The 20474-nt window shown below is 58.9% G+C and carries 30 protein-coding genes; 28 read left to right on the top strand and 2 right to left on the bottom strand.

All coding sequences use genetic code 11. The features are described 5' to 3' along the window. Positions 1-9: 9 nt before the first annotated feature. The 26 genes from rplB (at position 10) to bfr (ending at position 13985) form a co-directional block, all read left to right on the top strand. The gene (rplB, locus tag L6D64_RS15775; protein ID WP_003255483.1) at positions 10-834 is read left to right on the top strand and encodes a 50S ribosomal protein L2; all 825 of its coding nucleotides are present in this window, start codon (positions 10-12) and stop codon (positions 832-834) included. A 16-nt stretch (positions 835-850) separates the two neighbouring features. Further along, on the top strand, positions 851-1126 hold the full coding sequence (gene rpsS, locus L6D64_RS15780; RefSeq protein WP_003255482.1) for a 30S ribosomal protein S19: 276 nt from the start codon (positions 851-853) through the stop codon (positions 1124-1126). 11 nt (positions 1127-1137) lie between these two features. Further along, positions 1138-1470, top strand: a complete 333-nt coding sequence (gene rplV / locus L6D64_RS15785; RefSeq protein ID WP_003103908.1) for a 50S ribosomal protein L22 — start codon at positions 1138-1140, stop codon at positions 1468-1470. A 13-nt stretch (positions 1471-1483) separates the two neighbouring features. Further along, entirely contained in the window at positions 1484-2170 is a 687-nt protein-coding gene (gene rpsC, locus L6D64_RS15790) for a 30S ribosomal protein S3 (protein WP_003255481.1), read from the top strand. Between the two features lie 12 nt (positions 2171-2182). After that, positions 2183-2596: a 50S ribosomal protein L16 gene (gene rplP, locus L6D64_RS15795; RefSeq protein ID WP_003255479.1), complete on the top strand. Its 414-nt coding sequence runs from the start codon at positions 2183-2185 to the stop codon at positions 2594-2596. Then, positions 2596-2787 (top strand): 50S ribosomal protein L29, encoded by a 192-nt coding sequence (rpmC, locus tag L6D64_RS15800; protein ID WP_002555481.1) that lies wholly within the window; start codon positions 2596-2598, stop codon positions 2785-2787. The genes rplP and rpmC overlap by 1 nt, the downstream gene beginning before the upstream one ends. Before the next feature lie 2 nt (positions 2788-2789). Beyond that, positions 2790-3056, top strand: coding sequence for a 30S ribosomal protein S17 (gene rpsQ, locus L6D64_RS15805; protein WP_008089812.1), 267 nt, complete (start codon positions 2790-2792; stop codon positions 3054-3056). Positions 3057-3079: 23 nt separating this feature from the next. Next, positions 3080-3448, top strand: a complete 369-nt coding sequence (gene rplN / locus L6D64_RS15810; RefSeq protein ID WP_008089810.1) for a 50S ribosomal protein L14 — start codon at positions 3080-3082, stop codon at positions 3446-3448. An 11-nt stretch (positions 3449-3459) separates the two neighbouring features. After that, positions 3460-3774 (top strand): 50S ribosomal protein L24, encoded by a 315-nt coding sequence (gene rplX / locus L6D64_RS15815; RefSeq protein WP_016715319.1) that lies wholly within the window; start codon positions 3460-3462, stop codon positions 3772-3774. A gap of 20 nt (positions 3775-3794) precedes the next feature. Next, the gene (rplE, locus tag L6D64_RS15820; protein ID WP_003255474.1) at positions 3795-4334 is read left to right on the top strand and encodes a 50S ribosomal protein L5; all 540 of its coding nucleotides are present in this window, start codon (positions 3795-3797) and stop codon (positions 4332-4334) included. 13 nt (positions 4335-4347) lie between these two features. Next, on the top strand, positions 4348-4653 hold the full coding sequence (rpsN, locus tag L6D64_RS15825; RefSeq protein WP_012316516.1) for a 30S ribosomal protein S14: 306 nt from the start codon (positions 4348-4350) through the stop codon (positions 4651-4653). Between the two features lie 209 nt (positions 4654-4862). Beyond that, positions 4863-5255, top strand: a complete 393-nt coding sequence (gene rpsH / locus L6D64_RS15830; RefSeq protein ID WP_009681971.1) for a 30S ribosomal protein S8 — start codon at positions 4863-4865, stop codon at positions 5253-5255. 12 nt (positions 5256-5267) lie between these two features. Further along, positions 5268-5801 carry a 50S ribosomal protein L6 gene (gene rplF, locus L6D64_RS15835; RefSeq protein WP_054887033.1) on the top strand — a complete coding sequence of 178 codons (534 nt, stop codon included), beginning with the start codon at positions 5268-5270 and terminating at the stop codon, positions 5799-5801. Positions 5802-5811: 10 nt separating this feature from the next. Beyond that, positions 5812-6162, top strand: a complete 351-nt coding sequence (gene rplR, locus L6D64_RS15840) for a 50S ribosomal protein L18 (RefSeq protein WP_003255467.1) — start codon at positions 5812-5814, stop codon at positions 6160-6162. Between the two features lie 3 nt (positions 6163-6165). After that, the gene (gene rpsE, locus L6D64_RS15845; RefSeq protein WP_003255465.1) at positions 6166-6666 is read left to right on the top strand and encodes a 30S ribosomal protein S5; all 501 of its coding nucleotides are present in this window, start codon (positions 6166-6168) and stop codon (positions 6664-6666) included. A 2-nt stretch (positions 6667-6668) separates the two neighbouring features. Further along, positions 6669-6845 (top strand): 50S ribosomal protein L30, encoded by a 177-nt coding sequence (rpmD, locus tag L6D64_RS15850; protein WP_003255463.1) that lies wholly within the window; start codon positions 6669-6671, stop codon positions 6843-6845. 3 nt (positions 6846-6848) lie between these two features. Then, positions 6849-7283, top strand: coding sequence for a 50S ribosomal protein L15 (gene rplO / locus L6D64_RS15855; RefSeq protein WP_023382625.1), 435 nt, complete (start codon positions 6849-6851; stop codon positions 7281-7283). Next, positions 7284-8615: a preprotein translocase subunit SecY gene (gene secY / locus L6D64_RS15860; RefSeq protein WP_016393394.1), complete on the top strand. Its 1332-nt coding sequence runs from the start codon at positions 7284-7286 to the stop codon at positions 8613-8615. It abuts the gene before it with no gap. Positions 8616-8643: 28 nt separating this feature from the next. Then, on the top strand, positions 8644-8760 hold the full coding sequence (gene rpmJ / locus L6D64_RS15865) for a 50S ribosomal protein L36 (RefSeq protein WP_002555468.1): 117 nt from the start codon (positions 8644-8646) through the stop codon (positions 8758-8760). 131 nt (positions 8761-8891) lie between these two features. Further along, positions 8892-9248, top strand: a complete 357-nt coding sequence (gene rpsM / locus L6D64_RS15870; RefSeq protein ID WP_003255457.1) for a 30S ribosomal protein S13 — start codon at positions 8892-8894, stop codon at positions 9246-9248. A gap of 18 nt (positions 9249-9266) precedes the next feature. Beyond that, positions 9267-9656, top strand: a complete 390-nt coding sequence (rpsK, locus tag L6D64_RS15875; protein ID WP_003255454.1) for a 30S ribosomal protein S11 — start codon at positions 9267-9269, stop codon at positions 9654-9656. Positions 9657-9671: 15 nt separating this feature from the next. Further along, entirely contained in the window at positions 9672-10292 is a 621-nt protein-coding gene (gene rpsD / locus L6D64_RS15880) for a 30S ribosomal protein S4 (protein WP_176506975.1), read from the top strand. Positions 10293-10314: 22 nt separating this feature from the next. Next, positions 10315-11316, top strand: coding sequence for a DNA-directed RNA polymerase subunit alpha (locus L6D64_RS15885; protein WP_003255452.1), 1002 nt, complete (start codon positions 10315-10317; stop codon positions 11314-11316). Positions 11317-11358: 42 nt separating this feature from the next. Beyond that, on the top strand, positions 11359-11745 hold the full coding sequence (rplQ, locus tag L6D64_RS15890; protein ID WP_003255451.1) for a 50S ribosomal protein L17: 387 nt from the start codon (positions 11359-11361) through the stop codon (positions 11743-11745). Between the two features lie 172 nt (positions 11746-11917). After that, positions 11918-13357, top strand: coding sequence for a catalase (locus tag L6D64_RS15895; protein ID WP_176506976.1), 1440 nt, complete (start codon positions 11918-11920; stop codon positions 13355-13357). Positions 13358-13520: 163 nt separating this feature from the next. Further along, positions 13521-13985 carry a bacterioferritin gene (gene bfr / locus L6D64_RS15900; protein ID WP_016715322.1) on the top strand — a complete coding sequence of 155 codons (465 nt, stop codon included), beginning with the start codon at positions 13521-13523 and terminating at the stop codon, positions 13983-13985. 73 nt (positions 13986-14058) lie between these two features. Here bfr and uvrA read toward each other — a convergent pair whose 3' ends face one another. Next, entirely contained in the window at positions 14059-16893 is a 2835-nt protein-coding gene (uvrA, locus tag L6D64_RS15905) for an excinuclease ABC subunit UvrA (RefSeq protein WP_176506978.1), read from the bottom strand. A gap of 129 nt (positions 16894-17022) precedes the next feature. On the opposite strand from uvrA, the gene L6D64_RS15910 reads away from it, so the two are divergent. Both L6D64_RS15910 and L6D64_RS15915 read left to right on the top strand, forming a co-directional pair. Further along, entirely contained in the window at positions 17023-18417 is a 1395-nt protein-coding gene (locus tag L6D64_RS15910) for an MFS transporter (protein ID WP_176506979.1), read from the top strand. Positions 18418-18426: 9 nt separating this feature from the next. Further along, positions 18427-18969 (top strand): single-stranded DNA-binding protein, encoded by a 543-nt coding sequence (locus L6D64_RS15915; RefSeq protein ID WP_085677073.1) that lies wholly within the window; start codon positions 18427-18429, stop codon positions 18967-18969. Between the two features lie 90 nt (positions 18970-19059). Here the strand turns inward: L6D64_RS15915 and L6D64_RS15920 are convergent, their stop codons facing one another. Then, positions 19060-20460, bottom strand: a complete 1401-nt coding sequence (locus L6D64_RS15920; protein ID WP_176506981.1) for an aminotransferase-like domain-containing protein — start codon at positions 20458-20460, stop codon at positions 19060-19062. Positions 20461-20474 lie beyond the last annotated feature (14 nt).

Here is a 20474-nt window from a genome sequence, read left to right on the forward strand (position 1 = left end):
GGGTGCATCATGGCAATCGTTAAATGCAAACCGACTTCCCCTGGCCGCCGTTTCGTGGTCAAGGTGGTCAACAAGGAGCTGCACAAAGGCGCTCCTCACGCACCGCTGATCGAGAAAAAATCGAAGTCTGGTGGTCGTAACAACAATGGCCGCATTACCACTCGTCACGTTGGTGGTGGTCACAAGCAGCATTACCGTCTGGTCGACTTCCGTCGCAACGACAAAGATGGCATCCCAGCCACTGTCGAGCGTATCGAATACGATCCAAACCGTACTGCTCACATCGCCCTGCTGTGCTACGCAGACGGTGAGCGTCGCTACATCATCGCCCCTAAAGGCGTGAGCGCTGGCGACCAGCTGATCGCAGGTGCCCTGGCCCCAATCAAGGCCGGTAACTCCTTGCAGCTGCGCAACATTCCAGTAGGTAGCACCATTCACGGCATCGAACTGAAGCCGGGTAAAGGTGCTCAGATCGCACGTTCCGCTGGTGCTTCGGCTCAGCTGATCGCTCGTGAAGGTGTCTACGTGACCCTGCGTCTGCGCTCTGGTGAAATGCGTAAAGTCCTGGCTGAGTGCCGTGCGACCCTGGGTGAAGTCTCGAACTCCGAGCACAGCCTGCGTTCGCTGGGTAAAGCTGGTGCCAAACGCTGGCGCGGCGTTCGCCCAACCGTTCGTGGTGTTGCCATGAACCCGGTTGACCACCCACATGGTGGTGGTGAAGGTCGTACCTCCGGTGGTCGTCATCCGGTATCGCCATGGGGCTTCCCAACCAAGGGTGCGAAGACCCGCGGTAATAAGCGTACCGACAACATGATCGTCCGTCGTCGCAAGTAACTAGAGGGATACGACAGTGCCACGTTCTCTGAAAAAAGGTCCTTTTATCGATCTTCACCTGTTGAAGAAGGTCGAAGTGGCGGTGGAGAAGAACGATCGCAAGCCAGTTAAAACCTGGTCGCGCCGTTCGATGATCCTGCCACAAATGGTCGGTCTGACCATCGCGGTTCACAACGGTCGTCAGCATGTCCCAGTTCTCGTGAACGAAGACATGGTCGGCCACAAACTGGGCGAGTTCGCCGGTACCCGCACCTATCGCGGGCACGTGGCTGACAAGAAAGCCAAGCGTTAAGGGGTAAGGAAATGGAAGTAGCCGCTAAGTTGTCGGGCGCTCGCATCTCCGCCCAGAAAGCCCGCTTGGTCGCCGACCAGATCCGCGGGAAGAAGGTGGGCGAAGCGCTCAACCTGTTGGCCTTCAGCAGCAAAAAAGCCGCTGAAATCATGAAGAAAGTCCTCGAGTCGGCCGTAGCCAACGCCGAACACAACGAAGGCGCAGACGTTGATGACCTGAAGGTCTCCACCGTCTTCGTCAACGAAGGGCGTTCGCTGAAGCGCATCATGCCACGTGCCAAAGGCCGTGCTGATCGCATCGTCAAGCGGTCTTGCCATATCACTGTCAAGGTTGCGGACAAGTAACGGAGTCGATCAGATGGGTCAGAAAGTACATCCCACTGGCATTCGCCTGGGAATCGTCAAGGAGCACACCTCCGTCTGGTACGCAGACGGTGCTACTTACGCAGATTACCTGTTGAAGGATCTGAAAACGCGTGAGTACCTCCAAGACAAACTAAAAAGCGCGTCCGTAAGCCGTATCGATATTCATCGTCCGGCTCAAACTGCACGCATCACCATCCACACCGCTCGTCCAGGTATCGTTATCGGGAAGAAGGGTGAAGATGTCGAGAAGCTGCGTCAGGACCTGACCAAGCAGATGGGTGTGCCTGTGCACATCAACATCGAAGAGATCCGCAAGCCGGAACTCGACGCTATGCTGGTTGCGCAGAGCGTAGCTCAGCAGCTGGAACGCCGCGTAATGTTCCGTCGCGCCATGAAGCGCGCAGTACAGAACGCCATGCGTATTGGTGCCAAGGGCATCAAGATCCAGGTGAGCGGTCGTCTCGGCGGTGCTGAGATTGCTCGTACCGAGTGGTATCGCGAAGGTCGTGTGCCGCTGCACACCCTGCGTGCCGATATCGACTACAACACCTACGAAGCTCACACCACTTACGGTGTGATCGGTGTGAAGGTTTGGATCTTCAAAGGCGAAGTTATTGGTGGTCGCCAAGAAGAACTGAAACCACAAGCACCAGCGCCTCGTAAAAAAGCTGCTAAGTAAGGGGTACGCCAAATGTTGCAACCAAAGCGTACAAAATTCCGCAAGCAGATGACTGGCCACAACCGTGGTCTGGCACTGCGCGGTAGCAAAGTCAGCTTCGGCGAATTCGCCCTGAAAGCTGTTGCTCGCGGTCGCCTCACCGCTCGCCAGATCGAGTCCGCACGTCGTGCGCTGACCCGTCACGTCAAGCGTGGCGGTAAGATCTGGATCCGTGTGTTCCCGGACAAGCCGATCTCCAAGAAGCCTCTCGAGGTTCGTATGGGTAAAGGTAAAGGTTCCGTGGAATACTGGGTTGCCCAGATCCAGCCAGGCAAAGTCCTGTACGAGATCGAGGGTGTTTCTGAAGAGCTGGCGCGCGAAGCTTTCGCCCTGGCTGCTGCAAAGCTGCCTCTCGCCACCTCCTTTGTTAAGCGGACGGTGATGTGATGAAAGCGAATGAACTTCGTGAAAAATCTGCACAGCAACTGAATGAGCAACTGCTCGGCTTGCTGCGCGACCAGTTCAATCTGCGTATGCAGAAGGCAACTGGCCAGTTGGGGCAGTCGCACCTGCTCTCGCAAGTTAAGCGTGACATCGCTCGCGTGAAAACTGTGCTTAACCAGCAGGCAGGTAAGTGATCATGGCTGAAGCTGAAAAAACCGTCCGTACGCTGACTGGCCGTGTCGTCAGCGACAAAATGGACAAGACCATCACCGTTCTGATCGAGCGTCGCGTAAAGCACCCGATCTACGGTAAATACGTTAAGCGTTCGACTAAGCTGCACGCGCACGACGAATCCAACCAGTGCAAAATCGGCGACAAGGTTTCCATCCGTGAAACCCGTCCGCTGGCCAAGACCAAGTCCTGGGCACTGGTTGAAGTCCTCGAACGCGCTGTTGAAGTCTAAGGGCTAAGGGTCGGAGAAATTTTATGATTCAGACTCAATCCATGCTCGATGTGGCCGATAACAGCGGCGCTCGTCGCGTCATGTGCATCAAGGTTCTCGGCGGTTCGCACCGCCGTTACGCCGGCATCGGTGACATCATCAAAGTAACCGTCAAGGAAGCAATTCCACGCGGTAAGGTCAAAAAAGGCCAAGTGATGACTGCTGTTGTCGTCCGTACCCGTCACGGTGTACGTCGCGCTGACGGTTCCATCATTCGTTTCGACGGCAACGCTGCTGTTCTGCTGAACACCAAGCAAGAGCCGATCGGCACTCGCATCTTCGGGCCAGTGACCCGTGAACTTCGTACTGAGAAGTTCATGAAGATCGTCTCGCTCGCCCCTGAAGTGCTGTAAGGAGATCCGACATGCAAAAGATTCGTCGTGACGACGAGATCATCGTGATCGCCGGCAAAGACAAAGGTAAGCGCGGTAAGGTGCTGAAGGTTCTGGCTGATGACCGTCTGGTCGTTGGTGGTGTGAACCTGGTCAAGCGTCATACCAAGCCTAACCCGATGGCGGGCGTTCAGGGCGGTATCGTCGAAAAAGAAGCGCCTCTGCACGCTTCCAACGTTGCCATCTTCAACGGCGAAACCAACAAGGCTGACCGCGTTGGTTTCAAAGTAGAAGACGGTAAGAAAATTCGTGTCTTCAAGTCGACCCAAAAAGCGGTTGATGCTTGAACACTGCTAGGTAGAAGACCATGGCACGACTGAAAGAGATTTACCGGAACGAAATCGCTCCTAAGCTTAAGGAAGAACTTAAGCTGTCGAACGTGATGGAAGTTCCGCGCGTTACCAAGATCACCCTGAACATGGGTCTGGGCGAAGCGATCGGCGACAAGAAAGTCATCGAGCACGCTGTTGCCGACCTGGAAAAGATCACCGGTCAAAAGCCGGTCGTGACTTTCGCTCGTAAATCCATCGCGGGCTTCAAAGTCCGTGAAGGGTGGCCGATCGGCGTCAAGGTGACCCTGCGTAGCGACAAGATGTACGAATTCCTGGACCGCCTGCTGGCGATCTCCCTGCCTCGGGTACGCGACTTCCGCGGCCTGAATGCCAAGTCCTTCGATGGCCGTGGCAACTACAGCATGGGCGTGAAAGAGCAGATCATCTTCCCGGAAATCGATTACGACAAGATCGATGCTCTGCGCGGTTTGGACATCACCCTGACCACCACTGCTCGTTCGGATGACGAAGGCCGCGCTCTGCTGCGTGCATTCAAATTCCCGTTCCGCAACTGATTGGAGTAGGAAAATGGCCAAGAAGAGCATGAAGAACCGCGAGCTGAAGCGTCAGCTCACGGTAGCCAAGTTCGCCAAAAAGCGTGCTGAGCTGAAAGCGACCATCGTCAACCTGAACGCCTCTCCAGAAGAGCGTTTCGCTGCCGTTGTCGCTCTGCAGAAGCAGCCACGTGATGCCAGCGCTGCGCGTCTGCGCAACCGTTGCCGCCTGACCGGTCGTCCTCACGGTGTATACCGTAAGTTCGGCCTGGGCCGTAACATGCTGCGTCAAGCTGCAATGCGCGGTGACGTACCAGGCCTGGTCAAAGCCTCCTGGTAATCGCTACAGGTGTGATCCCGGTGGACGGGGAGGAATCTTCCGACCATCGGTGACCTCGCCAACAAACAAGCCCCCTCGTGGGGCTTGTTTCGTTTCTGCCTTATGTCTAGAATGACCGGCTCACCTGAGCCTGGGTTTTTTACCCTGCCCGCTCGGGTGGTTGTGATAGCCGCAAGGCTAATATTTCTTGTATCAGGAGCATCTAGCCCATGAGTATGCAGGACCCGTTAGCGGACATGCTAACTCGCATCCGTAATGCCCAGATGGCTGAAAAGTCCGTCGTAAGCATGCCTTCCTCCACCCTGAAGGTCGCGGTTGCCAAAGTTCTGAAGGACGAAGGTTACATCGCTGGCTACCAGGTTACTGGTGAAGCCAAGCCTTCCCTGTCGATCGAACTGAAGTACTTCGAAGGCCGTCCGGTCATCGAGGAACTGAAGCGCTCCAGCCGTCCAGGCCTGCGCCAGTACAAGTCCGTCGCTGAGCTGCCGAAAGTACGTGGCGGCCTGGGCGTGTCTATTGTCTCCACCAACAAAGGTGTGATGACTGATCGCGCTGCGCGCGCTGCCGGTGTCGGCGGCGAAGTTCTCTGCACAGTGTTCTAAGGGGGGATAGACATGTCTCGCGTCGCTAAGAACCCCGTTAAGCTGCCTTCTGGTGTCGAAGTCAAATTCGCCGGTCAGCAGCTTTCGGTGAAGGGTGCCAAAGGTACTCTCGAACTGAACGTTCACTCGTCTGTTGAAGTTACCGAAGAGTCTGGTGAGCTGCGTTTCGTCGCTCGCAATGGTGACCAGCAAGCTCGCGCCATGGCCGGTACTACCCGCGCTCTGGTCAACAACATGGTCCAAGGCGTAAGCCAAGGCTTCGAGCGCAAGCTCCAGCTGGTCGGTGTTGGTTACAAGGCACAGGCCAAAGGCACCGTCCTGAACCTGGCCCTGGGCTTCTCTCACCCAGTGGACTACGAACTGCCAGCCGGCATCACCGCTGAAACTCCTAGCCAGACCGACATCCTGATCAAGGGTATCGACAAGCAGCTGGTAGGTCAGGTGGCCGCTGAAATCCGCGGGTTCCGTCCGCCAGAGCCTTACAAGGGCAAGGGTGTGCGTTACGCGGACGAAGCAGTCCGTCGTAAAGAAGCCAAGAAGAAGTAGGGCCTAGCAAATGACCGACAAAAAAGTTATTCGACTGCGTCGCGCTCGCAAAGCACGTCTCAAGATGCACGAACTCGAAGTCGTGCGCCTGTGCGTGTTCCGCTCCTCGCAGCACATCTACGCCCAGGTCATTTCGGCCGACGGCAGCAAGGTTCTGGCAAGCGCCTCGACCTTGGACAAAGACCTGCGTGATGGCGCCACTGGCAACATCGACGCGGCCACTAAGGTTGGCAAGCTGGTAGCTGAGCGCGCGAAAGCCGCCGGTGTATCTCAAGTTGCCTTTGACCGTTCCGGCTTCAAGTACCATGGCCGCGTCAAAGCGCTGGCTGATGCTGCTCGTGAAGGCGGGCTGGAGTTCTAAGTTATGGCAAATAACGATCAAAAGCGCGACGAAGGCTACATCGAGAAGCTGGTTCAAGTTAACCGCGTAGCTAAAACCGTAAAAGGCGGCCGTATCTTCACCTTCACCGCACTGACCGTGGTGGGTGATGGCAAGGGTCGCGTTGGTTTCGGCCGTGGCAAGTCGCGCGAAGTACCTGCTGCGATCCAGAAAGCCATGGAAGCTGCACGTCGCAACATGATCCAGGTTGACCTGAAGGGCACCACCCTGCAGTACGCCACCAAGGCCGCCCACGGCGCCTCGAAGGTTTACATGCAGCCTGCTTCGGAAGGTACCGGTATCATCGCCGGCGGTGCAATGCGTGCCGTCCTGGAAGTTGCTGGTGTTCAGAACGTCCTGGCCAAGTGCTACGGTTCGACCAACCCAGTGAACGTGGTTTACGCCACCTTCAAGGGTCTGAAAGCCATGCAATCTCCTGAGTCCATTGCTGCCAAGCGCGGCAAGAGCGTTGAGGAGATCTTCTAATCATGGCAACCGTAAAAGTAACGCTGATCAAGAGCGTCTCGGGCCGGCTGCCTAACCACAAACTGTGCGTTAAAGGTCTGGGTCTGCGTCGCATCGGTCACACTGTAGAAGTCCAGGATACTCCCGAGAACCGCGGGATGATCAACAAGGCTTACTACATGCTGAAGGTCGAGGGTTAATCGATGAAACTCAATGATCTGAGTCCAGCGCCGGGTTCCCGTCGCGAGAAGCATCGTCCAGGTCGTGGTATCGGTAGCGGTCTGGGTAAGACCGGCGGCCGTGGCCACAAAGGTCAGACCTCCCGTTCCGGTGGTTCGATCGCTCCTGGCTTCGAAGGCGGTCAACAGCCGCTGCACCGTCGTCTGCCGAAATTCGGCTTCGTTTCCCTGAAAGCCATGGACCGCGCTGAAGTGCGTCTGTCCGAACTGGCCAAGGTGGAAGGCGACGTGGTTTCCGTACAGTCCCTGAAGGACGCCAACGTGATTGGCCAGAATGTACAGCGTGTGAAAATCATGCTGTCTGGCGAAGTCACTCGCGCAGTCACCATCAAGGGCATCGCAGCCACCAAGGGTGCGCGTGCGGCTATCGAAGCAGCTGGCGGCAAATTCGAGGAATAAATGGCTAAGCAAGGTGCTCTCTCTTCGCTCGGTAAGGGCGGGATGTCGGAACTCTGGGCTCGTCTGCGCTTTCTGTTCATGGCGATCATCGTCTATCGGATAGGTGCGCATATCCCGGTTCCTGGCATCAATCCAGACCGTCTGGCGGATCTGTTTCGGCAGAATGAGGGGACCATTCTTAGCTTGTTCAACATGTTTTCCGGTGGCGCGCTTGAGCGCATGAGCATCTTTGCATTGGGGATCATGCCGTACATCTCGGCATCGATCATCATGCAGCTGATGACGGCGGTCAGCCCGCAACTGGAGCAGTTGAAGAAGGAAGGTGAAGCTGGCCGTCGCAAGATCAGCCAGTACACCCGCTACGGCACCGTTATCCTGGCACTGGTTCAAGCCATTGGCATGTCCATTGGCCTGGCCAACCAGGGCGTGGCGTTTTCTGTAGGGCTCGGCTTCTATGTCGTTGCTGTCTCCACCTTCGTGGCAGGCGCGATGTTCATGATGTGGCTGGGTGAGCAGATCACCGAGCGCGGTGTGGGTAACGGTATCTCGATGTTGATCTTCGCAGGTATCGTTGCCGGTCTTCCGAGAGCAATCGGGCAGTCTTTCGAGTCTGCACGCACAGGCGATATCAACATTTTCGCCCTGGTCGCAATCGGTTTGCTTGCAGTAGCGATCATCGGTTTCGTGGTGTTCATTGAGCGTGGTCAGCGTCGTATCGCCGTTCACTACGCCAAGCGTCAGCAGGGCCGCAAGGTCTTTGCCGCGCAGACCAGCCACTTGCCGCTGAAGGTGAACATGGCAGGGGTTATCCCGGCCATTTTCGCGAGCAGCATTCTGCTGTTCCCGGCTTCGCTGGGTGCCTGGTTCGGTCAGTCCGAAGGTATGGGCTGGCTGCAGGACATCTCGCAGTCGATCGCTCCTGGTCAGCCGTTGAACATTCTGCTGTTTAGTGCAGGGATCATTTTCTTCTGCTTCTTCTACACAGCGTTGATGTTCAACCCGAAAGACGTAGCGGAAAACCTGAAGAAGTCCGGTGCCTTTATTCCGGGTATCCGTCCTGGTGAGCAGTCCGCACGCTACATTGATGGCGTTCTGACTCGTCTGACCATGTTCGGTGCTCTTTACATGATGGCCGTCTGCCTTCTGCCCCAGTTCCTGGTGGTGGCAGCAAATGTGCCGTTCTACCTTGGCGGGACCTCGTTGCTGATTGTGGTAGTGGTTGTGATGGACTTCATGTCCCAAGTACAATCGCACCTCGTTTCGCACCAGTACGAATCCCTGATGAAGAAAGCCAACCTGAAAGGCTACGGTGGCAGCGGTCTGCTGCGCTGATACGCCCCTAAGGTTCGAGGAGTCGGTAATGAAAGTTCGTGCATCGGTGAAAAAGCTGTGCCGCAACTGCAAGATCATCCGTCGCGAAGGCGTCGTACGAGTGATCTGCAGCGCGGAACCGCGTCACAAACAGCGCCAAGGCTGAGTGTGATCTGCGCTTCAAACCCAGCAGCTAGTGTGCTGCTGGGTTGATTATTCGTTTCTACAGCGATATTATCTCGCGCCCTATTTCTTGGCTTCCGGGGCGTAGGTAGCTGTCAATTGGAGTCCCACTGAATGGCCCGTATTGCAGGCGTCAACATTCCAGATAACAAGCATACTGTTATCTCGCTGACCTACATCTATGGTGTCGGTCGCACTACTGCACAGAAGATCTGTGCAGACGCTGGTGTCAACCCAGCCGCAAAGATCAAGGATCTGAGCGACGAGCAAATCGAAACCCTGCGTGGCGAAGTCGCGAAGTTCACCACCGAAGGTGACCTGCGTCGTGACATCAACATGAAGATCAAGCGCTTGATGGACCTGGGTTGCTACCGCGGCCTGCGTCATCGTAAAGGTCTGCCGGTTCGCGGTCAGCGCACCAAGACCAACGCACGCACCCGTAAGGGCCCGCGTAAGCCGATCCGCAAGTAATCGCCCAGGAATATAGACATGGCAAAACCTGCTGCTCGTCCTCGTAAAAAAGTCAAAAAGACAGTGGTTGATGGCATCGCCCACATCCATGCGTCTTTCAACAACACCATCGTGACCATCACCGACCGTCAGGGCAACGCACTGTCCTGGGCTACTTCCGGTGGTTCGGGTTTCCGTGGTTCGCGCAAATCCACCCCGTTCGCAGCCCAGATCGCTGCTGAGCGTGCTGGTCAAGCTGCGCTGGAATATGGCCTGAAGAACCTCGACGTCAACGTCAAGGGCCCAGGTCCAGGTCGTGAATCCGCCGTTCGTGCATTGAACAGCTGCGGCTACAAGATCGCCAGCATCACCGACGTGACGCCTATCCCGCACAACGGGTGCCGTCCGCCGAAGAAGCGTCGCGTGTAATCAGGAGACAGAAGAATGGCACGTTACATTGGTCCAAAATGCAAACTGTCTCGTCGTGAAGGCACCGACCTGTTCCTGAAGAGCGGCGTTCGCGCTCTGGAATCGAAGTGCAACATCGAAGCAGCCCCAGGTATCCACGGTCAGCGCCGTGGCCGTCAGTCCGACTACGGTACCCAGCTGCGCGAGAAGCAAAAAGTCCGTCGTATCTACGGTGTTCTGGAGCGTCAGTTCCGCGGTTACTACCAAGCTGCTGCCTCGAAAAAAGGCGCAACCGGTGAGAACCTGCTGCAACTGCTCGAGTGCCGTCTGGATAACGTCGTTTACCGTATGGGCTTCGGTTCGACTCGTTCCGAATCCCGTCAGCTGGTTTCGCACAAGGCGATCAGCGTCAACGGTAAGACTGTAAACATTCCATCCTACCAAGTTCGTCCGGGTGACGTGGTCGCGGTTCGCGAGAAGTCGCTGAACCAGCTGCGCATTGTTCAAGCCCTTGAACTGTGCGCCCAGCGTGGCCGCGTTGAGTGGGTAGAAGTAGATTCTGCTAAGAAGTCGGGCGTTTTCAAGAACGTTCCTGCTCGCGGCGATCTGTCTGCCGACATCAACGAAAACCTGATTGTCGAGCTCTACTCCAAGTAAGGGCTAGAAAATAGGTGCATCCATGCAGATTTCGGTAAATGAGTTCCTGACTCCCCGCCATATTGATGTGCAGGTAGTCAGTCCGACCCGCGCCAAGATTACGCTCGAGCCTCTCGAGCGTGGTTTCGGCCATACCCTGGGCAACGCGCTGCGCCGCATCCTGTTGTCCTCCATGCCTGGCTGTGCAGTAGTCGAGGCCGAGATCGATGGCGTACTCCACGAGTACTCCGCGATCGAAGGTGTTCAGGAAGACGTCATTGAAATCCTGTTGAACCTGAAAGGCCTGGCTATCAAACTGCACGGTCGTGACGAAGTTACGCTGACCTTGTCGAAAAAGGGTTCGGGGGTGGTTACCGCTGCCGATATTCAGCTGGATCACGATGTCGAGATCGTCAACCCCGATCACGTAATCGCGAACCTGGCGTCCAACGGCGCCCTGAACATGAAGCTCACCGTAGCTCGTGGTCGTGGTTACGAGCCGGCTGACTCCCGTCAAACCGACGAAGACGAAAGCCGTAGCATTGGCCGTCTGCAGCTGGACGCTTCGTTCAGCCCGGTGCGTCGTATCGCCTATGTGGTCGAAAACGCCCGTGTTGAACAGCGTACCAACCTGGACAAGCTGGTCATTGATCTGGAAACCAACGGCACCCTGGATCCTGAAGAGGCTATCCGCCGCGCTGCGACCATCCTGCAACAGCAGTTGGCCGCGTTCGTCGACCTCAAGGGTGACAGCGAGCCTGTCGTAGTCGAGCAGGAAGACGAGATCGATCCGATCCTGCTGCGCCCGGTTGACGACCTGGAACTGACTGTACGTTCGGCCAACTGCCTCAAGGCGGAGAACATCTACTACATCGGCGACCTGATTCAGCGTACCGAAGTAGAGCTGTTGAAGACTCCTAACCTGGGCAAGAAGTCCCTGACTGAAATCAAGGACGTCCTGGCCTCTCGTGGTCTGTCTCTCGGCATGCGCCTCGACAACTGGCCGCCTGCAAGTCTTAAGAAAGACGACAAGGCGACCGCCTGATCGTCGTAATCACCGAACGTAGTGTTTGGTAAGGAATGAATCATGCGTCATCGTAAAAGTGGACGTCACCTGAGCCGTACCAGCTCTCACCGCAAGGCTATGTTCCAGAACATGGCAGTGTCGTTGATCGAGCACGAGCTGATCAAAACCACCCTGCCGAAAGCCAAGGAGCTGCGCCGCGTTGCCGAGCCGCTGATCACCCTGGCCAAGGAAGACAGCGTTGCTAACCGTCGTCTGGCCTTCGATCGTACCCGTTCGAAGTCCGCTGTTGGCAAACTGTTCAACGACCTGGGCAAGCGTTACGCCACCCGTCAGGGCGGCTACCTGCGCATCCTGAAGTGCGGTTTCCGCGCTGGCGACAACGCGCCTATGGCGTACGTCGAGCTGGTTGATCGTCCGGTCGGCGGTGCTGTAGAAGCTGCTGAGTAAGACGTTCTGTCTGCTACAAAGAACCGGGCCTAGTGCCCGGTTTTTTGTTCTTGCAGGTATTATTTATTTCTATTGATGTAACTCATGTAATGAATTTGTTCTGAGATGGCCGCTCATCGATACTTCTTCTCAAGCCGTCTAGCCGGCACTCGAAGACCGATAAGGAGAGCCCATGAGCAAACTTCTCACCACCGCCAGCGGTGCACCTGTAGCCGACAACCAGAATTCCCGCTCCGCCGGCCCGCGTGGCCCGCTGCTGCTCGACGACTTCCACCTGATCGAGAAGCTTGCCCACTTCAACCGCGAGAACATCCCTGAGCGCCGTGTGCATGCGAAAGGTTCGGGCGCCTACGGCACCTTCACCGTCACCCGCGATATCACCTCGTACACCAGCGCCAAGCTGTTCGAACAGATTGGCAAGCAGACCGAGACCTTCCTGCGCTTCTCCACGGTCGGCGGCGAGCGTGGCTCGGCGGATACTGAGCGCGATCCGCGTGGCTTCGCGGTCAAGTTCTACACCGAGGAAGGCAACTGGGACATCGTGGGCAACAACACCCCGGTATTCTTCATCCGCGATCCGCTCAAGTTCCCGGATTTTATCCACACCCAGAAGCGTCACCCGCAAACCAACCTGAAGAACGCCCAGATGATGTGGGACTTCTGGTCGCATTCGCCCGAGGCCCTGCACCAGGTCACGATCCTGTTCTCCGACCGCGGCATTCCGGACGGTTACCGGCATATGCACGGTTTTGGCAGCCACACCTACAGCCTGATCAATGGTCAAGGCGAGCGCACTTGGGTCAAGTGGCACTTCAAGACTCAGCAAGGTATCAAGAACCTGACGCCGGCCGACGCAGCACGCCTGGCCGGTACCGACCCGGACTACGCCCAGCGTGACCTGTTCGAGGCCATCGAGCGGGGTGACTTCCCGCGCTGGACCGTGTGCATCCAGGTGATGAGCGAGGCCGAGGCGGCCAACCGCGACGAGAACCCGTTCGATGTGACCAAGACCTGGTCGCAAAAGGACTACCCACTGATCGAAGTCGGGGTGCTGGAGCTCAACCGCAACCCGCTCAACTATTTCGCCGAGGTGGAGCAGGCGGCATTCGGCCCGAGCAACATGGTTCCGGGTGTCGGCTTGTCGCCTGACCGCATGCTGCAGGGCCGCGTATTCGCTTACGCCGATGCACACCGCTACCGTGTGGGTACCAACCACCAGCAGCTGCCGGTGAACGCCCCACGTAGCCCGGTGAACAGCTACCAGCGCGATGGTTCGATGGCCATGGGCAGTTACGGCAGTGCGCCGAACTACGAGCCCAACAGCTACGCCGATGCGCCGAAGCAGTCGCCACGTTACGCCGAACCCGCACTGGCTCTCAGCGGTGCGGCGGACCGCCACAATCACCGCGAGGACAACGATTACTACAGCCACGCCGGTGCGCTGTTCCGCCTGATGAGTGACGAGCAGAAGGCACTGCTGATCAGTAATATCGCCGGCACCATGGCGGGCGTCAGCGAAGACGTGATTCAGCGCCAGTTGCAGTACTTCTACAAGGCTGACCCGGCCTACGGCGAAGGCATCGCCAAGGCATTGGGGGTGAATCTCGCCTAAGTCGAAGTGATAAGAAGAACCGCCCTCATTTGGGCGGTTTTTCAATGAATATCACTACTGTTTAACCGATTTTTTGCTTCTAATTGCGCGTTTTTCAGTGACCGCGCGCAAAAGCTGGTTCACACTATGTGCATCAGTCGTTTTCACAGGGAGAAGCAGGGCGATGCAAGGTCACCCGGACGTTATCAACTACCTCGTCACGTTGCTGAAGGGCGAACTGGCGGCTCGCGACCAGTACTTCATCCACTCACGCATGTACGAAGACTGGGGCCTGACCAAGCTCTACGAGCGTATCAACCACGAGATGGAAGAAGAGACGCAGCACGCTGATGCCCTGATGCGTCGTATCCTCATGCTCGAAGGCACTCCAGACATGCGCGCGGATGATCTCGAAGTGGGCAGCACCGTGCCGGAAATGATCGAGGCCGACCTCAAGCTCGAGTACAAGGTGCGTGGCGCTCTGTGCAAAGGCATCGAGCTGTGCGAACTGCACAAGGACTACATCAGCCGCGACATCCTGCGCGCGCAGTTGGCTGACACCGAAGAAGATCACACCTACTGGCTGGAAAAGCAGCAGGGTCTGATCAAGGCCATCGGCCTGGAGAATTACCTGCAGTCGCAGATGTAAGTTATCCACAGCGTCACGAAAAAGCCCCTGGCACCAACGGTACCAGGGGCTTTTTCATGCCCCGTGCCAACCGTCAGGCCCGGTCACGCTCCAGCAGCGGCTTGAGGTAGTGCCCGGTATAAGACTGCTTCATCTTGGTCAGCTCTTCAGGCGTCCCGCAGGCGATGATCTGCCCGCCCTTGGAACCGCCCTCCGGCCCCAGGTCCACCAGCCAGTCGGCCGTCTTGATCACATCCAGGTTGTGCTCGATCACTACCACGGTATTGCCGTGGTCACGCAGGCGATGCAGAACGTCCAGCAGCTGCTGGATGTCGGCGAAGTGCAACCCGGTAGTCGGCTCGTCGAGGATGTAGAGGGTCTTGCCGGTGTCACGCTTGGACAACTCGCGAGACAGCTTCACCCGTTGTGCCTCGCCACCGGACAGGGTGGTCGCCGATTGCCCCAGCTTGATGTACGAAAGCCCCACGTCCATCAGCGTCTGCAGCTTGCGCGCCAGCGCTGGTACCGCATCGAAGAACGCACGGGCATCCTCGATGGTCATTTCCAGCACTTCATGGATGTTCTTGCCCTTGTACTTGATCTCCAGAGTTTCGCGGTTGTAGCGCTTGCTCTTGCAAACGTCGCAGGGCACGTAGATGTCCGGCAGGAAGTGCATCTCGACCTTGATCAGGCCATCCCCCTGGCAGGCTTCGCAACGACCACCCTTGACGTTGAACGAGAAGCGCCCCGGACCGTAGCCGCGCGAGCGCGATTCCGGCACGCCGGAGAACAGCTCGCGAATCGGCGTGAAGATACCGGTGTAGGTAGCCGGGTTCGAGCGCGGTGTGCGGCCGATCGGGCTCTGGTCGATATCTACCACCTTGTCCAGGTGCTGCAGGCCGTCGATGCTGGTGTGCGGCGCAGCTTCCAGGGTGCTCGCGCCATTCAGGGCGGTGGCCGCGAGGGGGAACAGCGTGTTGTTGATCAGCGTCGACTTGCCCGAGCCGGACACGCCGGTCACGCAGGTTAGCAGGCCGATCGGGATTTCCAGGTCGACGTTCTGCAGGTTGTTGCCACGTGCGCCCTTGAGCTTGAGCTGCAGTTTCTTGTCGCGCGGGGTGCGCTTGGCGGGCACGACGATCTTCTTGCGCCCGGACAGGTACTTGCCGGTCAGCGAATCAGGGTGGTCCATGACCTCCTGCGGCGAGCCCTCAGCGACGATCTGGCCACCGTGCACGCCGGCACCCGGGCCGATGTCCACCACGTAGTCGGCCAGACGTATGGCGTCCTCGTCGTGTTCAACCACGATCACCGTGTTGCCCAGGTCCCGCAGGTGGTTGAGGGTGGCCAGCAGGCGGTCGTTGTCGCGTTGATGAAGGCCGATGGACGGTTCGTCGAGGATGTACATGACCCCGACCAGGCCGGCACCGATCTGGCTGGCCAGGCGAATACGCTGGGCCTCACCGCCAGACAGCGTATCGGCGCTGCGGTCGAGGGTCAGGTAGTCGAGGCCGACGTTGACCAGGAACTGCAGGCGCTCGCAGATCTCCTTGAGGATCTTTGCCGCGATCTCGCCGCGCCGGCCGGTCAGGCTCAGGTCAGCGAAATAGCTGCTGGCCTCACCGATCGGCAGGTTGGTCACCGCTGGCAGGGTCTTCTCGCCAACCCACACGTGGCGGGCTTCGCGGCGCAGGCGGGTGCCGCGACAGTCCGGGCAGGGCTGGGTGCCGAGGAACTTGGCCAACTCTTCACGCACGGTGGCCGACTCGGTCTCGCGATAGCGGCGTTCGAGGTTTGGCACGATGCCTTCGAACGGGTGCGAGCGCTTGACGATATCGCCGCGGTCGTTGAGGTACTTGAAGTCGACGCTCTGCTTGCCGCTGCCTTGAAGGATCACCTTCTGGTGCTCGGCTGACAGTTCACCGAACGGCTCTTCCAGACTGAAGCCATAATGTGCGGCCAGCGAGCCGAGCATCTGGAAGTAATACACGTTGCGCCGGTCCCAGCCGCGAATCGCGCCTTCGGCCAGGGTCAGCTCGCTGTTGACCAGGCGCTTGGTATCGAAGAACTGCTTCACCCCGAGGCCGTCGCAGGTCGGGCAGGCACCGGCCGGGTTGTTGAAGGAGAACAGCTTCGGCTCCAGCTCGCTGATCGCGTGGCCGCACACCGGGCAGGCGAAGCGCGCGGAGAAGATCATCTCCTCGCCGGGCTCGTCGTCCATGGGCGCTACCAAGGCGATGCCGTCGGCGAGCTTCAGCGCGGTTTCGAACGACTCGGCCAGGCGCTGTTGCAGGTCGGCGCGGACCTTGAAACGGTCCACTACCACGTCGATGCTGTGCTTCTTCTGCTTGTCCAGCTTCGGCAGTTCGTCCAGCTCATGAAGCTTGCCGTTGACCCGCGCACGCACGAAGCCCTGGGCGCGCAACTCGTCGAATACCGCCAGGTGCTCACCCTTGCGCTCGCGCACGACCGGCGCCAGCAACATCAGCTTGCTGCCTTCCGGGCGCTCCAGTACCAGGTCGACCATCTGGCTGATCGTTTGCGCTTCCAGAGGGATGTCGTGGTCCGGGCAGCGCGGCGTACCGACGCGGGCGTACAGCAGACGCAGGTAGTCGTAGATCTCGGTGATGGTGCCGACCGTTGACCTTGGGTTGTGCGATGTCGACTTCTGCTCGATGGAAATCGCTGGCGACAGGCCTTCGATGGTGTCGACGTCGGGCTTTTCCATCATCGACAGGAATTGCCGGGCATAGGCCGACAGCGATTCCACGTAGCGGCGCTGGCCTTCGGCGTAGAGTGTGTCGAACGCCAGGGACGACTTGCCGGATCCGGACAGGCCGGTGATCACGATAAGCTTGTCCCGCGGCAGGGTCAGGTCGATGTTCTTCAGGTTGTGGGTACGTGCCCCACGAATCAGGATCTTGTCCACTGCGGCCTCGCTCGGCGGGCATAAACAAGGAAGTATACGGCGCGCTGCCAGTACGCGGCAAAGCGTCGCGTAGATGCCGTCAAGCTGTCGGACTGATAGAATCGCCGCCGGTTCACACGAGGTTTATCCATGCACGACACCCACAACGAGCGCATGAGCAGCGGCGAAACCCGCGCTGCTGGCGGCCTGGCCCTGGTCTTTGCCTTTCGTATGCTGGGCATGTTCATGGTGTTGCCGGTGCTGGCCACCTACGGCATGGACCTGGCCGGCGCTACCCCTGCGCTGATCGGCCTGGCCATAGGCGCCTATGGCCTGACCCAGGCGGTATTGCAGATCCCGTTCGGGATGATTTCCGACCGCATTGGCCGCCGGCCAGTCATTTACCTGGGGCTGGTGGTGTTTGCTCTGGGTAGCCTGCTGGCGGCTCAGGCAGACTCCATCTGGGGGGTGATCGCCGGGCGTATCCTGCAGGGCGCGGGGGCGATTTCCGCGGCGGTCATGGCCTTGCTCTCGGACCTGACCCGCGAGCAGCACCGGACCAAGGCGATGGCGATGATCGGCATGAGCATCGGCCTGTCGTTTGCCGTGGCCATGGTCATAGGCCCATTGCTCACAAGCCACTTCGGCTTGTCAGGATTGTTCCTGGCCACCGCAGGACTTGCCCTGGTGGGTATCCTGCTGATCGCCTTTGTCGTACCCAATACGCACAGCACATTGCAGCACCGCGAGTCGGGTGTGGCGCGCCAGGCCCTCGGCCCGACCCTGCGTCATCCGGACCTTCTGCGCCTGGATGCGGGCATTTTCATCCTCCACGCCATCCTCATGGCCAGCTTCGTCGCGCTGCCCCTGGCCTTCGTCGAACGCGGCGACCTGCCCAAGGAGCAGCACTGGTGGGTATACCTGACCGCGTTGCTGATCTCATTTTTTGCAATGATCCCGTTCATCATCTACGGCGAAAAAAAGCGCAAGATGAAACGCGTCCTGGCCGGTGCGGTCAGTGTCCTGCTGCTGACGGAAGTGTTCTTCTGGCAGTGGGCTGACGGTTTGCGCGGACTGGTGATTGGCACCGTGGTATTCTTTACCGCATTCAACCTGCTGGAGGCCTCGTTGCCTTCGCTGGTGAGCAAGGTGTCGCCTGCTGGTGGCAAGGGGACGGCGATGGGGGTGTATTCCACCAGCCAGTTCCTCGGCGCTGCCCTGGGAGGCATCCTCGGTGGCTGGCTGTTCCAGCACGGCGGGCTGAACATGGTGTTCCTTGGTTGCGCAATCCTGTGTGCCATCTGGTTGGTCGTCGCCTTGCGCATGAACGAGCCGCCCTATGTGACCAGCCTGCGCATGCCGCTGACGCCAGAGGCCGTTCGGGAAGCCGGCTTGACCGAGCGCCTGATGGCCGTGCCGGGTGTGACCGACGCCGTGGTGGTGGCAGATGAAGCCGCCATCTATATCAAACTGGATACGAAAATTTTGGACCGTGCGACCCTCGAGCGACTGGTGAATCCAGTCTCATCGGCGTGCGAAGCCTAGGAGAACGTTATGGCCCGTGGGGTTAACAAAGTCATTCTGGTCGGCACGTGTGGCCAGGATCCCGAAGTCCGCTACCTGCCCAACGGTAACGCCGTGACCAACCTGAGCCTGGCCACCAGCGAGCAGTGGACCGACAAGCAGTCGGGCCAGAAGGTCGAGCGTACCGAGTGGCACCGTGTCTCGCTGTTCGGCAAGGTTGCCGAAATTGCCGGCGAGTACCTGCGCAAAGGTTCGCAGTGCTACATCGAAGGCAAGCTGCAGACCCGCGAGTGGGAAAAGGACGGTATCAAGCGCTATACCACCGAAATCATCGTCGACATCAACGGCACCATGCAGTTGCTCGGCGGTCGTCCGCAGGGCCAGCAGCAGGGCGGTGACCCGTACAACCAGGGTGGCGGCAACTACGGTGGCGGCCAACAGCAACAGTACAACCAGGCCCCGCCACGCCAACAGGCTCAGCGCCCGCAGCAGCAACAGCGCCCGGCGCCGCAGCAGCCAGCACCGCAACCAGCGGCTGACTTTGACAGCTTCGATGACGACATTCCGTTCTGATTGAACGGTCAGGCGTCTGGCTGGCACAGAAACCCAGGGCATTTGCCCTGGGTTTTTTTATGCCTATATTTCCGTGTTCCTGCGGTCGACTCAATAAAACAACCGGGGCTCTGACGAATCCAGCAGGCTCGCCAGTTTGGTCAAGGCAAACCCCAATTCCTGGCGGGTTGGGGCCATCAAGGCAATGCGTACCCCGCACGTGGCATGGCTGCGCTCGGGCAGGAACTGGCTGCCACTGACTACCGTAACGCCATTGTTGCGCGCCAGATTGGCGAACTCGTCGCTGGTCCAGGGTTCGGGCAGTTCCAGCCAGATATGGAAGCTGTTGGCTTGGCTGCGGATCCTGTACTTGCCGAGGATCTCGCATGCCATATGCTGGCGTGCAGCCGCTTCTTCCCGTTGTACCTGCACCAGCTGGTCGGCCATGCCACTGTTGATCAGGTTGCTAGCCAGCTGCGCCATCAATGGCGAAGGCATCCAGACACTGCTGCGCACCATCGACGACAGCCGCGAGAGGGTTTGCGGCGGGGCATACAGGTAGCCGATGCGCAGCGCCGGCAGCACGCTTTTGGACAGGCTGGTGAGGTACACCGAACGTTCAGGGGCATAGGCGGCAAGCGGCTTGTAATCCGGGGAGGGCTCGAGAAAGCCGTAGATGTCGTCATCGACGATGAACAGGTCGAACTCGCGAGCGATCTGTGCGATGGCCTCGCGCCGTGCGTGGGGCATGATCGAGTTGGTCGGGTTCTGGTGCGTGGTGACGCAGACCAGCAGCGAAGGCCGGTATTCCATGCATGCCGCACGCAGTGCTTCAGGAATCAGGCCGAACTCGTCCATGGCTACGCCGCGCAGGCGGCGGCCCATGCTGTGGGCCAGGGAGATGATGCCTGGGTAGCAGAATGACTCGCACAGCACTACGTCATCGCTCTTCGAGAGGCTGCTGATGGCCACCAGCAGGCCGTGCTGGGCGCCGGACGTCAGTACTACTTGCTGCCAGCTGGCTTCGGGGAGCCAACGCCTGATCCAGGCCGCGCCGGCCTGCTTGTGCGTCGCATGGCCGCCCTCGGTGACATAGTCCAGCACCTGGGCCAGGTCGGGCGCTTGGGCCAGCTCGTTGATGGCGCCGCGTAGCCAGTCGGTCATGTGCCCGTCGTTGGGCTTGATGATCGACAGGTCGATCTGCCCGTTGTCGCGCTCGACGAGGGCGGCCCCAGAACGCGCAGGCGCAGGCGGGGCGGGGGGCTGCGCCTGTGGTTGCGGCAGCACGAAGGTTCCGCGCCCGACTTCGCCCACCACCAGGCCACGCTTGGCGGCTTCGTCATAGGCTCGGCCGATGGTACCGGGTGTCACGTCCAGTGACTCGGCGAGGTCCTTGAGGGTTGGCAAGCGTTCGCCAGCCACCAGCCGGCCGCTGCCGATGTCCTGCTCCAGGGCATCGGCGATCATCAGGTAGACCGGCTGCGCCAGGTCGCTGTAGTGAGGAACCCACATAGAAATGGCACCAG

This window comes from Pseudomonas urethralis (assembly GCF_021602465.1).
Lineage (GTDB): Bacteria > Pseudomonadota > Gammaproteobacteria > Pseudomonadales > Pseudomonadaceae > Aquipseudomonas > Aquipseudomonas vlassakiae.